Annotated in this window: 16 protein-coding genes; 1 reads left to right on the top strand and 15 read right to left on the bottom strand. The window is 41.9% G+C overall.

Annotated features, from left to right (window positions below; translation table 11 throughout):
* Positions 1-82: 82 nt before the first annotated feature.
* The 12 genes from L1D31_RS10875 to L1D31_RS10930 form a co-directional block, all read right to left on the bottom strand.
* On the bottom strand, positions 83-478 hold the full coding sequence (locus tag L1D31_RS10875; protein ID WP_239837154.1) for an NUDIX domain-containing protein: 396 nt from the start codon (positions 476-478) through the stop codon (positions 83-85).
* A 35-nt stretch (positions 479-513) separates the two neighbouring features.
* Positions 514-1020 carry a peptide deformylase gene (def, locus tag L1D31_RS10880; protein WP_006962566.1) on the bottom strand — a complete coding sequence of 169 codons (507 nt, stop codon included), beginning with the start codon at positions 1018-1020 and terminating at the stop codon, positions 514-516.
* A 148-nt stretch (positions 1021-1168) separates the two neighbouring features.
* Positions 1169-1600 (bottom strand): GNAT family N-acetyltransferase, encoded by a 432-nt coding sequence (locus L1D31_RS10885; RefSeq protein ID WP_239837155.1) that lies wholly within the window; start codon positions 1598-1600, stop codon positions 1169-1171.
* Positions 1601-1705: 105 nt separating this feature from the next.
* Positions 1706-2080, bottom strand: coding sequence for an MmcQ/YjbR family DNA-binding protein (locus L1D31_RS10890; protein ID WP_239837158.1), 375 nt, complete (start codon positions 2078-2080; stop codon positions 1706-1708).
* 31 nt (positions 2081-2111) lie between these two features.
* Positions 2112-2651 (bottom strand): AAA family ATPase, encoded by a 540-nt coding sequence (locus L1D31_RS10895; RefSeq protein ID WP_239837161.1) that lies wholly within the window; start codon positions 2649-2651, stop codon positions 2112-2114.
* 178 nt (positions 2652-2829) lie between these two features.
* The gene (gene lamB / locus L1D31_RS10900) at positions 2830-4032 is read right to left on the bottom strand and encodes a maltoporin LamB (RefSeq protein ID WP_239837162.1); all 1203 of its coding nucleotides are present in this window, start codon (positions 4030-4032) and stop codon (positions 2830-2832) included.
* Positions 4033-4348: 316 nt separating this feature from the next.
* Entirely contained in the window at positions 4349-4864 is a 516-nt protein-coding gene (locus tag L1D31_RS10905; RefSeq protein ID WP_239837375.1) for a lipocalin family protein, read from the bottom strand.
* Between the two features lie 99 nt (positions 4865-4963).
* Positions 4964-5389, bottom strand: coding sequence for a hypothetical protein (locus tag L1D31_RS10910; RefSeq protein ID WP_239837163.1), 426 nt, complete (start codon positions 5387-5389; stop codon positions 4964-4966).
* 128 nt (positions 5390-5517) lie between these two features.
* Positions 5518-5853, bottom strand: coding sequence for a zinc ribbon domain-containing protein YjdM (locus L1D31_RS10915; RefSeq protein ID WP_239837164.1), 336 nt, complete (start codon positions 5851-5853; stop codon positions 5518-5520).
* 146 nt (positions 5854-5999) lie between these two features.
* Complete coding sequence (locus tag L1D31_RS10920; protein WP_239837165.1) at positions 6000-6398, bottom strand: VOC family protein; 399 nt, start codon at positions 6396-6398, stop codon at positions 6000-6002.
* Between the two features lie 168 nt (positions 6399-6566).
* On the bottom strand, positions 6567-7496 hold the full coding sequence (locus L1D31_RS10925; protein WP_239837166.1) for a hypothetical protein: 930 nt from the start codon (positions 7494-7496) through the stop codon (positions 6567-6569).
* Between the two features lie 186 nt (positions 7497-7682).
* Positions 7683-8201, bottom strand: a complete 519-nt coding sequence (locus L1D31_RS10930) for a hypothetical protein (RefSeq protein WP_239837167.1) — start codon at positions 8199-8201, stop codon at positions 7683-7685.
* Between the two features lie 280 nt (positions 8202-8481).
* Here L1D31_RS10930 and L1D31_RS10935 point away from each other — a divergent pair, with 280 nt between their 5' ends.
* On the top strand, positions 8482-9444 hold the full coding sequence (locus L1D31_RS10935; protein ID WP_239837168.1) for an integron integrase: 963 nt from the start codon (positions 8482-8484) through the stop codon (positions 9442-9444).
* 5 nt (positions 9445-9449) lie between these two features.
* Here L1D31_RS10935 and L1D31_RS10940 read toward each other — a convergent pair whose 3' ends face one another.
* The 3 genes from L1D31_RS10940 to L1D31_RS10950 form a co-directional block, all read right to left on the bottom strand.
* On the bottom strand, positions 9450-9839 hold the full coding sequence (locus tag L1D31_RS10940; RefSeq protein WP_239837169.1) for a ribosome recycling factor family protein: 390 nt from the start codon (positions 9837-9839) through the stop codon (positions 9450-9452).
* A gap of 49 nt (positions 9840-9888) precedes the next feature.
* A complete protein-coding gene (locus L1D31_RS10945; protein WP_239837170.1) occupies positions 9889-11661 on the bottom strand; it encodes a bifunctional diguanylate cyclase/phosphodiesterase in 1773 nt (590 codons plus the stop codon).
* Between the two features lie 134 nt (positions 11662-11795).
* On the bottom strand, positions 11796-12527 hold the full coding sequence (locus tag L1D31_RS10950; RefSeq protein WP_239837171.1) for a chromosome partitioning protein ParA: 732 nt from the start codon (positions 12525-12527) through the stop codon (positions 11796-11798).
* Positions 12528-12980 lie beyond the last annotated feature (453 nt).

Raw genomic sequence — 12980 nt, forward strand, 5'->3', positions numbered from 1 at the left:
ATGAGTGTAGTTCACCATTTTTGTATTCGATGGGGGAAGAGGCAAAAATGCCTCAGCTTGGTTCATAGTCCCCCCCTCCTAACTAACAAAGATGATGATTCACTCGTTTGAATTCTTCTATCGCTCGCTTATCGGCCTCAATCGAAACTGAATCTGATTCAAGCTTTTCCCAACTTACGCTCTCCGCTTCCAGTGCTTTAATCTCACCTTGCCACTCAGTCACAACGTAATAATGCAGAAGCTGTAACTCAGAGGTGGGATGGTAAAGAGAACACAAGTAATGATACTTATTGGCGGTAAGATCCAATTCTTCTTTTAGCTCACGGCACAGGGCTTGTGGCTGAGTTTCGCCATCTTCGATATGTCCACCGGGAATACAGGTTAAGCCAGGGTCACTCGCTTTATGTATCGATCTCTTTTCCAGCAGTATTCGGTTGTTATCCAATAAAAGAAATGACACACATTCAAAAGGCTGCATTAATTACACTCCCTGTATTTATCATTTTGTCATGTTTAGCTTGCCATTGTTTTGATGTGTTTTTTCACTTTTTTCAATGCCATACGCTGCTTTAATGGAGAAAGATAGTCGATAAACAGATTACCTGCCAAGTGATCGATTTCATGCTGCATGACAATCGCAAGAAAATCATCACTTTCAATCCTCACAGGTTCGCCGTGTCTATCTAGAGCTTCAACGACAACGGATGTGTAACGCTCAACATCAGCATAATAATCCGGGACGGATAAACACCCTTCTTGTCCCATCGCTCGATTCTTACCCTCTACTACTTCTGGATTCACTAATATCAGTGGCTGATCTCGGCTCTCCGACAGATCAATAATCACGATAGCCTCACGGTGGCCCACTTGAGTTGCCGCCAAACCAATTCCATTACTTGTCGCGTAGAGTGTTTCCAGCATGTCATCGATTAGGGTCTGAACAGATTGAATGTCCGATACTTTTTCAGCTTTTATCTTTAGCTTTGGATCTGGTGCGGTAAGAATCTTTAAGACAGCCATTAGGTTCCTTATATGAAAACTAGATTGCGCAAATAACCTATCATTTAGGCTATATAAGTCACTGTAAATAATGAATATATGCGGAAACGCTCAAAGTTATTAGCTTTGAGCGTTTCTTCTAACAGATTGAGTGACGACAAACCGAGACTTAGAGCGTCATATGCAAAATTGGAAATGGTTTTCCCATATCATCAACAGGTGAGCGCGACTCAACATGGAACCCCATGTGTTTATAAAAGTCGACCGCCATTGGGTTTTGCTCATTCACATCTACTTTGCTTACACCAAGATGCTTAATGGCATATTGCAATAATGCTTTCCCTACTCCCTTTCCTCTCGCGGCGTCTAACACAAACAGCATTTCTACTTTTGCTTCATGAACACCCATAAAGCCTAGAATGTTGCCGGTTTCGTTTTTTATACACTTCAGTGTGACGGCCGGAAAAGCTTGTTCAATAATAATAGGTTTAAAAAACTCAATATCTTCTTCTGTTATGAAGTCATGAGTCGCTCGGACTGAGTTTTCCCAAACATCCAGCATCTCTGCGAAATTTTCAGGAAGCACATTTTCTACATTCATAATGAGTCACTTAATTCGTAAGTTGTATCCATGTGCAGCCGCGAATGCGGATCCTAGCAACCGAAAGGAACAATGTATAGATTGAAGAAAAGAAATGATAGGATGCTAACTTTTCGCTTCCAGATTCAACCCAAGTTCACTTTGCTTACGTTTACTCAAACCTGACGCAACCAGCCGATAAGACTCGCGCAAGTAGTACTCTAGTTCTTCATCGAGTTCACCCGACGTTTCCACTTGCTGAATCCATTTCATACCCCGATTCGCAAAGTAAGGCGCAGGAATATACCCATAATGATCGCTGAGAAAATCAAAATTTAGCGGGGAGGTTTTAAATGTAAAAGCGGGTTTGTCCGATTTGCCCCAACCGCCGACGGCAAATACCTTTCCTCCCACCTTCCAAACATGAGAGTCCCCCCATTGCACAATATGCGTAGTCGCGGGAAGTTCAGAACAAAACTGATTAAACTGCTCGTAAGTCATGTTTATCTCTTCAGTCACTTTTAGATCGAGGTTAACGAGAGCTTAGCGCATCAAGAACAAATCGTGATCGTTGCTCAACACTACCTGTCGGTACTTCCGTTAAGGTGTAGCCAAACAATTGATACGCTTCGCGCATTTTTTCAAAAGTGGCCACGGCTTCAGCAAAGTCTTGCTTCCTTTCCGCATCGTTGGCAAATATCTCTTTCCAAGGTGGGAACACAAACACCTGTAGGTTATGCCTGAGTTGATTGCAGTGCCGTGTGAGATTCTCAGTGAGGGGCAAACCTTCTAGTAAGCTGTAACCGTAACTATCAACAATGCTTCGATCAAAAAATACGTACTCTTCCCCAACACCAATTCGACGATACTTGTCGACTTCTGCTGAAACCATGGCGTCACGAAAAGCGGTTTTATCCAGCCATGGAAGGGCATTGCCACCGCTCTCTACCTGTTGTTGAATCACTCGTCGACCAACTTCGTCAACGGTCTTGTACCCTAGACTTTGCAGGTGCTCTATAACCGATGTTTTCCCTGAACCGGGCCCACCTGTAAATACAATAAAACGTTCCATTGAATTCCTATTAGCTGAAAGGATAAATCTTATTTTATTGCTACTTAGCGAAAAACTAATGGTACAGCAATGATGTGATATCAAGAAAGAAGTGAAATCTGAGAAGAGCTACCTTGAAGAGTTTAGGCGGGATAACTCTATCCCGCCCAGCAAGAAAAGTCAGTCGATTACGAGGCGCTTACCACCAAGCTTCTACCTGCATACCAACACTGATTTCTGTGTCTTTACCAGTGCCAAAAGCATTATCATTTTCTGCATCATTCAGATACGTAGCGAATACGCGAATCTCAGGTCGAGACCAAAAACCCGCTTTAGGTACCCAAGCCTGTGCAACAGTAAACTTGCTACCTGCACTATCTACGTTATTAATCTTTTCTGAGAAACCACCAATTTCCAGAATGGTACGCATTCTATCTGTCCATTTGTATAGCGGACGAACTACCACGCTGAGTGTGGAATCATCCGTCGCAGTACCATCCACATCTGTGGCTGTGGCATAACGGATAGAGTGACCAAATTCAATTTTGTCTCCAACAGAAACAACACCCCAGTTGATCAGACGGTAACCTTTCGCATCGTTGTTTGCAGCATCACGAACCAGACCATTACCGTGACCAAATGTCGTCATTTGCTCCGCGTAACCAGAGTTCGCTAACTGTAGGATTGTTTTGTTGAAACCATTGTCCAGTGATTGCTGAAGGCTTGCCGTAAACATCAGGCTGTTGTCGGCATCCAGTGACTGACCACTACGTTCGTTGCCCGCGTGATAATCCAAGCCGACTTCCAGATCTGCATTTTCCCACATTGGGATGCCAGCGTATCGAACATCGGCAATAACAGCCGTCGTTTCCTGACCATCATCTAAGTCGTCAGCCACAGTATCTTGTAGAAGCGCAACGGACAACTTACCCGGCCCCATATTAATGTGTTCAACACCACCACCGATACCGCTGACGTCCCAGTAGTAGTTATCTACGATATGAACGTCGTGACGTTGGTAGTAACGCTCACCCGCCCAGATAGTAATGTCTTTATCTTCAAATAAACCTGTTGCCTGAACGTTCAGCTGTGCTAACTCAACACTGCGATCTTTGGAGTTTTCATCTTGCCCTTCCCAGTATTTAAGCATCGAGTCAACCACAAAGGAGACTTCGTCTTCTGCATAGACTTCTTTTTTCAGGCCAAACTCACCATACAGATCATCTTCGTTACCAAGACGACCGACCTTGTTCACTTCCCATTTGCTGTTAGAACCGCCCTCATTACTTAGCCCGACTCCACCACGCATGTAGCCGTAAAATTCGACGGGAGAAGTGGCGGCTAATGTGCTGGTTGATAGAATGGCAACAGAAAGTGCACTGGCAATAGGTAATAGTTTCATAATTCTTTCCTTGTAGCGTAAAGCTCAATTGATTCACTCAAGTTTGTATATTTTATGACTTATGGGAACAATCCCATGGGATCGATCCCATCCTGAAGTGATAAGTAGACCAAGGAAAGCAATCACTGTAATTATTGTGATCGCCTTAACTATTAGAAATATTAATAAGTGAGCTGGTTATCGGTTTGACAATAGAGCGGCTGAATAAGAAAACCGCTCAAATTCATTCAAAGAGAAATAGAGGACAATGGAGAAAACAAGTAGAAAAACCAATTAAGCATTGATTTTAAATAGAAAAGTTTAAAGCAAGTGAATACTATTTGTGCTCAACAAAAATAAGCCGGTTCGTGTCAAACCCTTTCTCGTTGGCCATAGCAACAAACTTGTTAATGACATCTTGCTCTACTGAAGCGGTGCGAGCTAACAACCATAGGTAATTATTATTAGGCCCAGACACAAAGGCGTAATCGTAATTTTCTTTCTCAAGCTCAAAAACAATGTATGAGCCATAAAATGGCCCAAAGAATGATACTTTTAGATAGCCTTGATCTGCGCTTCGAACAAAATACGCCTTGCCTTCCGCTTCTTTCCATTCGCTAAGCTCTTCGGAAAAACCGCGGTTAATCACTTTAATGCCCCCATCATGTTTTAAGCGATACTCTGCGGTAACTTGGCTGAGCCCTTTCTCGAAAGAATGATCGAGCCTTGCGATCTCATACCATTTTCCCAAATACCTATCGATTTTAAAGCCTTGTACAGGTTTCACATCTTTCGGCATTCCTAAACAGCCGCTGATAAAAAGTACCGCTAGCAAAAAAATTACTCTGTTCATCATATCTCGCAGTCGTCTATAACCTTGTTGTAAAAATCACAAACCTTTTAGTGCCAATAAAGGATCACTTAGATATGAAAGGGAATAGGATTCAAAAGTTCACATGATACATTCTTGTGACAATTTGGCTTGTTCAACCCCATTCTCAATCAAAGCGATAGCATCTTCACTATTCACCGACGACAACAATTGATCTACTAGTTCAGAAGCGGTGGATTCAGAGGAAGTTTCAACCAAGCAGCTGTATGCATTTGCAATATGCTCCTTAGCTTGGGTCAAAGCTTCTGGGTTATCAAAATCAATGCTGATGGCCTCCTCTATAGATGTCGCCATTTCTTTAGCAGACTCAGTTGCAGCGCCAAGCTGATCAAGGTTTAACTTATCCAAGTCAATTGACTCCACTTGCTGCTGAATATCATCCACCGCTTTATTGGCGGCTTCTTGCGCTTGATCGATGGCTTTCGTTGCATCATCACAACCAATTAGAGCCCCTAGCATCACAATTAAGCTCACTGTTTTCTTCATGAATAACCTTTTTAGCCTTGTATGTTGTTAGACAATCTTAAAACAACATGAATCTCGAGCAAACAGGAATAAGGTAACGGATTGTTGATGAGCTTTTCTCCAAGTAATGCGTTTAATCCATGGTCGGATTAAACCTTCTTAACAAATTGCGCCGTTACCATCATTTCCCCTGTTCCATCGACTTTACAGTCCAGTTGATGATCCTTGCCATCGACAATACGTCGAATCACTGCTTTCGTACCAATTTTTAAGACCAGTGAGCTTCCCTTCACCTTAAGGTCTTTCGCTAATGTCACCTTATCCCCTTCAGCGAGGAGTGTTCCATTGGCATCTTTCACATGCAAAGTTTCAGCTTCCAATACTTCGGCTGGATTCCACTCATAAGCACACTCAGGACAAATCAGATGATCTTGGTCTTGATAAACATACTCAGATTGGCAATTAGGACATGGGGGAAATGACATCTTAAAAGACTTCTCTACAATTATTTTTCAATATGATACTGCGAGTTTTAGCTCTAAGCGAGCCATTACCTTCAACAACGAAAAGGCTTTTTAAGTACCCCAAAAGGGGGATATTTAACACATTGATAGTCTCTGAGATGCTTATTTTACAAGCCAGGCCAGAATAGCTCTACTCGAATACCACTTGGGTCGTAACACATAAGATGTTTGGCAGGGCCGGATTTAACAAGCTCAGGACCAAACTCAACCTCAATCCCTGATTTGAGGAACTGCTCTCGTAATTGATCTAATTGCCCTTCACTTTCAACAAGCAAGGCTAAATGATGTAAGCCGACATTCGTTTTTCGGTCAAACGGAGTAGGGTTAGCAACCTGGGAAGACCATAGCGTCAGCATGATATTGCCATCACTAACAAATATGGCTGGATAATCGGGGTTCCTCTTTACTTCATTCCAACCTAAGTGCTCAATAAAAAACTGAGTACTGGCTTCTAAGTCAGATACGGTTAATCCTACGTGATGTATACCTTTTGTTAATGCTGCCATTTCATTTCCTTATTATGTAAGTTATTGATGATAAATCATAAAACAACAAAAATTAGCAACAACACACATATTTAAATCAAGTCATTCAATATTTTCGAACAAAGAAATAAACGCTAGCCAGTAAAAAAGAGCGCCAACAGGCGCTCTCTATATAACCAGATGCTAATACTACTCAGTAAAGGTCGCGTTCAATTTCACCTTATAGTGAGCATGAATGTTTGACGAATAGTGGCTAGCAACCAGTTTTATCTTCAATTTCTCTACATCAACGGGTTGCTCCAAAGCAACAGATTGTCGGCCAGGGAATTTAAGGTAGCTTGAATAAACTCGGTTGCCATTTTCATCATGAATGAATGCAACGACAGATTGATTTCGAGCGTTGTCATTTGTTTCAACGACCAGCTCTAAAGACTTCACTTTCTTATTATAAGTTGGGGTAATTTCGATCCAATCCGTCACTGGCTGACCAAAACGGACATACATTGATGTTCCTGCTGAATGTGTTTCGTCAAAGTCAATTACAGGATCGTGATCAGGAAAGCTGTTTACGTCGTTCGGCTTGCTGTTACCAAAATACTCTTGAATTAAGCTAAAGTTGTCTCCGTCATAATCGGTATTTGCATCGAGTCCAACTGAGTTATAAGTTTTCTTCCACCATGTAGGTAGATGATCGTTGTCAATACGCGAGCTTTCACCAAAGTTAAAACGAAAATTCCCTTCAAATCGCTGACTCGATTGAGAAAAATCTGCATTATACAAAGAGATAACAGCTCGATAATTATCCTGCCAGTAAGCGATAGGCGTAGCAAATGTGTGCTCACCAATACCTGCGCGACAGTCTAGATAGTGCAGTAACGTACTCGCACTATCGTAAATACTAATCTTACAATCCATTGAAGAAGGCTGGTTGTTGTCATAACCTAACGTTGCCAAGTGGCGTCTGTCTTCAGGTAGTGAAAGGTTAACGGGAATATTCAAGCGCTGACCTTTATATATCGTCTGACTTACTTGGGTATTGTACGTTTCCAAGTGAGGATTAGTGTTCGCCACTGCCGCGAACGAGAGAAAGGGAAGCGCAAATAGAAGTTTTGTTTTCATTACATTAACCTATAGCCATTTGTTATTAATAACCTAAAAATCGATTTACAGATGCTATTGATCACAAGTAAGGTATGTAAATACTCAATTGAAGAAACCAATTGATTTACAAATAGCTATAGGTTGTTACATCGTAAAATGTGACTGGTTTAATCTAGAACGCACTCTCCTTTTAAGTGAAACCCCTTAGGCAACTTCTGTCTCTTCTTGGTTCCGCTCATCTACTGGCTCAATCTCAGCATCTCTTAGCTTTTGAATGAGCACAGGCAGATCATTACGATAAAAGCTAGCATTGTAGCCTTGAGCAGCAGATGGTAGAGACTGAACAAACTGACACAATGGCTCGCATGTCACAGTGACGTCATCACTATTATTAGGGACGAGCAACACCTTTTCATTAACCGTCAATAACACGCTTTCTAATGACTGTTCGTAATGTTCTACGTTTTCAGACGTTATCGGCTGAAAAACAAAAAAATAGTTCGGCAATCGAATCATCGTGCTCTCATCCTGCTTGGACAAGGCTCCAGAAAACATCCATTGCTGAACTTCTGACTTGAATCGCTTTTTCATTTTTTCGACACGCACGGTCAGTGCTTTTTTCGCATATTGTGCTTCCTTTTTCCGTTTAGCTTCAAAATAGAAGTACAAGGCAAAGAGGGTTAATAAAACAAAAAGGAGCGTAATAAGAATAAAAAAAGGCATGATGATTAGCTTAAAATTAGGTACTGAGTATCTGAAAAATAAAAGGAATTATATAGAATGATTCCACTTGGAATCAAAGGTTATTACTCAATTGGTAACATAAAGAGGATATACATAGATAACCAATAGCAAACCACTTCATTTCTTCATGAGCAGCTCTACATGTGAACGTCACTTCAAGCACAACATTCTTAACCTTCACAATAAGCCAAAAATCACACTTTTCTGTTCACGGAAGTCGCTATAAAGGTACAGGTCTAAACGAACCGAGGATGATTCAATGCCTGAGAAAAGCCCGTTTCTTAGAGAGGTATGTGAGTATATGAGGTTAAGTGGCTACAGTATTCGTACTGAGAAATCGTATCTGTACTGGATTCGTTCGTTTATTTTCTTTCACGATAAACGACACCCTCAAGATATGGGCGCATATGAAGTAACTCAATTCCTATCCTACCTCGCGAACTCTCGTAATGTGGCCATAAATACACAAAAGGTGGCACTTAATGCGCTGGTTTTCCTCTATCAGAGCTATTTAAAAATTGATTTAGGGGATTTGGGGTTTAGCTTAGCCAGTAAGCAGAGACAGTTACCGATTGTATTGACGCCGAGTGAAATTAAGCAAATCCTTTCTTATCTAGATGGAAAAGAAAAACTGATTATTGAATTACTTTATGGAAGTGGGTTAAGAATCTCAGAGTGCCTAAGGCTTCGGGTACAGGATATCGATTTAAACAACTTGTCTATTACCGTGAGGGATGGAAAAGGCAAGAAAGACCGTCAGACATTACTCAGCCATCAGTGTGTTAGTCAGTTACACCAACAAATAGATGCAGCTAAAAAGTTACAGCTAGCTGACAACCAGCATGGTATTGGCCCATCTTTACCAAATGCACTGCATAGAAAGTATCCTAACGCGTTTCAACAACTCGGCTGGATGTTTATCTTCCCCTCACCTTCTATTTCTCACAACCCACACAATCACCGCCCTTCTAGGCACCACCTTCACAGCAGTGTCGTGAGAAAAACCTTGAGTCGAGCTGTAGCTAAAGCCGATATCAACAAAAAGGTATCATGCCACACATTTCGCCATAGCTTTGCGACACACCTACTGCAGGCTGGCAGAGACATTCGCAGTGTTCAAGAGCTGTTGGGTCACAACGACGTTAAGACGACACAGATCTACACACATGTGATAGGCCAGCACTACGCGGGCACAATAAGCCCATTAGATAACCTCAACTAGTTCGCTCATAATACGTCTAGAGCAAACCGAGCGCTACGTGCTTCCGACAGAGAGCATCCGGTTCGCTCCATCAATTCATTTAAGGTGATAGCAGAGTTAGAACGCAATAAGCACTCAAGCTGTGCAGCAAGAGGCTCACAAGGCGGTGCATGGAAATCAATAAACGCTTCTAGTTTGTTCAACACAAACTCTAAATTCGATGCATGCTGATGTAAAGAATTGACCAGATCACGTAACGCTTCAGGTTCGCCAATCAGTTGCCAATCTCTAGACCGACGAATGCGCTTTAGCTCACAGTGATGTTGTTTGGCGATGACACGTAACTGTTTGTTCTGTTCACTACCAACCCGACGAATCAGCGAAGGGAGGGGAATAATCAGCTTATCGGTAAGCATCTAGTATCTCAATTGGATAACACTGGGGCACTGTAACCTACTCTGATATTTATGCCGAGGCTTTATTAGCACTCACATTAAACAAAGAGAAAAACTCTTTACCAGACAGGGGCTGAGAAAACAAATAGCCTTGATATTCATCACATCGCTCCTGACGAAGAACCTCCAGTTGATCTTCATCCTCTATTCCTTCTGCGACCACTTTAATGTTTAAACTGTGCCCCATCTGCACTATCGTTCTCAGCAACATTCTGTCGGAATCGTGAATTGCACAATCATCAACAAAACACTTATCAATTTTTAATACATCAACCGGAAGTTGCTTCAGATACTTCAAGCACGAGTATTCCACACCAAAATCATCAATCGCAATTGAGATTCCCAACGCTCGCAGTTGCCCACAAATATCCGTCACACTCTCAGGATCTTTCATCAATGTGGACTCCGTGATCTCAATCTGTAATAAGTGGGAAGGCAGTTGCACTTCTCTAAGAATTTCACAGATCACTTTAAACAAATCGGTGTGAGCAAACTGTACATTGGACACATTTACCGACACACAGATATCAATCCCCTCATCATGCCAAGCTTTAATTTGCTTACAGGCTTCACGTAAAATCCAGTGCCCTAAGGGAACTATCTGCGCTGTTTTCTCAGCAACCGGAATAAATTCCGCTGGCGTTATCGCCCCTAACTGTGGGTGTTTCCATCGAATCAGAGCTTCCGCACCAACCACTTCCGACGTGGTCGTAGAAACTTTGGGCTGATAACAAAGCACAAATTGATCTTTGGCTAACGCTTCTTTAATTTCTGTTTCTATCTGATGCTGGCGAATCGTCTCATTCAGCAAGGCTTCATCAAACCAGCACACTGTACCCGCTCCTTCCGAGCGCGCTTTGTACAATGCAAAATCGGCATTTTTAATCCAAACATCGGTACTTTCAGAGGCGTCTCTCGCAAAAGCGACGCCAATGCAAAACCCAAGCCTATGACTGGTATTATCTATGTTAAATAAGGTTTTTTTGTGCCTCACAAGAATCTCGACTACTTCATCAAGCACCAGTTCCACCCCGGTGGACTCGACCATAAGAACAAATTCATCTCCTCCCAACCGATACAATTTTCCATAGCCACCAACTAATTGCTTAATATGATTAGCAAACGCCACCAACAACACATCACCATGACGATACCCCAAACGGTCATTCACATTCTTAAACCCTTCAAGACCAATATGCAGCAAGCCAAAATGGTCAGCATTGCTGCCATTGACTTGTTTAATATCACTGTAAAAAGCGTGCAAGTTTGGCAGTTTAGTTAGATAGTCAGTGACACTCTCTTTCTTGTAGGTAAGTGCTTGTTCTCGTGCTTTAACATAGAAATATGACATCACGGTCAATGCAATGGTAATAGCACTGACTTCGGTAGCCACTTCGACGAATAACTCGAAGTCAGTGGTCGTTAATTGGTAAAGATATCCATTGATGAGCGCCGCTCCCACCGCGATCGGCCACAAGGAACCTGGGAACAATACGATGTAGCACAAAGGAATGAGCATTAAACTATCTCGGATGGAAGCTACATCAAACGGTTCAATCAGACCGCCGACTAAGAACATAGCCACACCAGAGAATGAAAATAAATGTCGAAGTGTTAAATCAGACGAGATTAAAGACAGTATCATTAGTATCGGGAATAAGAAGAAAATTCTCGACCAGGTGTGATCCTGATTGACTAGGCTATAAGACACAACCCCTACAGCACAAAGGAAAGCAAGGTTGGCAATAATTTGAAACCACTCTGTACTGTTATTCTTATGCACACCGCTTCCTTACTGCATTAGCAACGTTAACTACCTCACCTCTTAAAATTAGTAATAAAATGTTTTCTTGCCCACTTTAGGCGTAAAAAAACCTCTCATAAGAGAGGTTTCATATCAAGATTCGTTAGACTTGACTATAAGCCTAGCTCGTCAGTCAACGCTTTCATCTGCTTGAGATCCATTTGATGCACCCTGATCATCTGATTGACCTGACTTAAACGAGAGTTGGCTTCATCTTGCTTGTCACATGAGTCAGATTTTGCTTCCCAAGACGTCCCCGCCAGATACAGATCACAGTCTTTTTTAAGTTGCTTGATTTTAGGCTCCAGCTCTTCCCGTTCTTTTTCCAGCGCTTCTAATTCTTGTTTGACCTTAAGCTCCTGCTGGAAAAGCTCTCTAGAACGCTCAAACATTGTCGCTTGCATATCGGCTTGTCTATTTAGCTGCGTATTTTCTCTATTTGCCTCTGCAATTTCTTGCTTTTGCTGATTGAGTTGCTCTTCAAGAGACAAATTGACTTTCTCAAGCTCCGACACTTCAGAGCGTAGTGCTGCCAGAGCCGCTTCATGCTCTTGTTGCTGCTCATCAATGGCTTGCTGAAGTTTAACGGCAATTTCATCATCGACTTTCGCAACCTTAACTTCGACTTGGTTCACGAGTTGTTTCTTATCTTCAACCAGTGACTGATACTTTTCTTCCAGCCCATCATATGCTTTTTGCCATTTATCAGCCGTAACAACGGCTCCGGCAAGGCCGCCTAACGCTAGGCCTATGACACCTGCAATGACAATATACAAATAGCTGCGCTTGTCCCGTTCTTCGATGACCACAACATCATCATTCTCAACTTCAGACTCGTTGTTCAATTCTTTGCTCCTACAGATTTAGCGCATGAGTTCCGTAACCACTAGTGTCGTGGTATAAACTAGAAAGCCAGAGACCAGTGTTATGACGACGTATTTTTGCAATTTTTCATTGGTTCTATATCGTATTAGCACAAACGCTAACGCCACCAAAAAAACTATAGCAATCAATCTTGTCATACTCTCTCCTTAGCCAGACTCTGCGAGAACCTCAATAGCCTGTTAACTCATTCATTTATACCATTTTTTAAGAGCATTGGGTCAGAGTTCAGTTTGTTTTACACTCATTTGATTCAATTATATACATTCCCATTCCAGTTTCGTTATGTGATATCAAGCTAATCGTAACAAAACACAACCTTTTCAGTCTAAACGGCTAAGACTAGGCTTTAACAGAATTAAATTTGGGCCTGCATCAAATATAAGGTATAACGAACTATCTCGAAAGTTTGAGGC

The sequence above is a fragment of the Vibrio sp. Isolate23 genome (assembly GCF_022398095.1).
Taxonomy (GTDB): Bacteria; Pseudomonadota; Gammaproteobacteria; order Enterobacterales; family Vibrionaceae; genus Vibrio; species Vibrio coralliilyticus_A.

What these genes read in the sequence shown, in the direction of transcription:
- L1D31_RS10875 (WP_239837154.1), bottom strand. Translation starts at nt 478, where the DNA reads ATGCAGCCTTTTGAATGTGTGTCATTTCTTTTATTGGATAACAACCGA.
- def (WP_006962566.1), bottom strand. Translation starts at nt 1,020, where the DNA reads ATGGCTGTCTTAAAGATTCTTACCGCACCAGATCCAAAGCTAAAGATA.
- L1D31_RS10885 (WP_239837155.1), bottom strand. Translation starts at nt 1,600, where the DNA reads ATGAATGTAGAAAATGTGCTTCCTGAAAATTTCGCAGAGATGCTGGAT.
- L1D31_RS10890 (WP_239837158.1), bottom strand. Translation starts at nt 2,080, where the DNA reads ATGACTTACGAGCAGTTTAATCAGTTTTGTTCTGAACTTCCCGCGACT.
- L1D31_RS10895 (WP_239837161.1), bottom strand. Translation starts at nt 2,651, where the DNA reads ATGGAACGTTTTATTGTATTTACAGGTGGGCCCGGTTCAGGGAAAACA.
- lamB (WP_239837162.1), bottom strand. Translation starts at nt 4,032, where the DNA reads ATGAAACTATTACCTATTGCCAGTGCACTTTCTGTTGCCATTCTATCA.
- L1D31_RS10905 (WP_239837375.1), bottom strand. Translation starts at nt 4,864, where the DNA reads ATGAACAGAGTAATTTTTTTGCTAGCGGTACTTTTTATCAGCGGCTGT.
- L1D31_RS10910 (WP_239837163.1), bottom strand. Translation starts at nt 5,389, where the DNA reads ATGAAGAAAACAGTGAGCTTAATTGTGATGCTAGGGGCTCTAATTGGT.
- L1D31_RS10915 (WP_239837164.1), bottom strand. Translation starts at nt 5,853, where the DNA reads ATGTCATTTCCCCCATGTCCTAATTGCCAATCTGAGTATGTTTATCAA.
- L1D31_RS10920 (WP_239837165.1), bottom strand. Translation starts at nt 6,398, where the DNA reads ATGGCAGCATTAACAAAAGGTATACATCACGTAGGATTAACCGTATCT.
- L1D31_RS10925 (WP_239837166.1), bottom strand. Translation starts at nt 7,496, where the DNA reads ATGAAAACAAAACTTCTATTTGCGCTTCCCTTTCTCTCGTTCGCGGCA.
- L1D31_RS10930 (WP_239837167.1), bottom strand. Translation starts at nt 8,201, where the DNA reads ATGCCTTTTTTTATTCTTATTACGCTCCTTTTTGTTTTATTAACCCTC.
- L1D31_RS10935 (WP_239837168.1), top strand. Translation starts at nt 8,482, where the DNA reads ATGCCTGAGAAAAGCCCGTTTCTTAGAGAGGTATGTGAGTATATGAGG.
- L1D31_RS10940 (WP_239837169.1), bottom strand. Translation starts at nt 9,839, where the DNA reads ATGCTTACCGATAAGCTGATTATTCCCCTCCCTTCGCTGATTCGTCGG.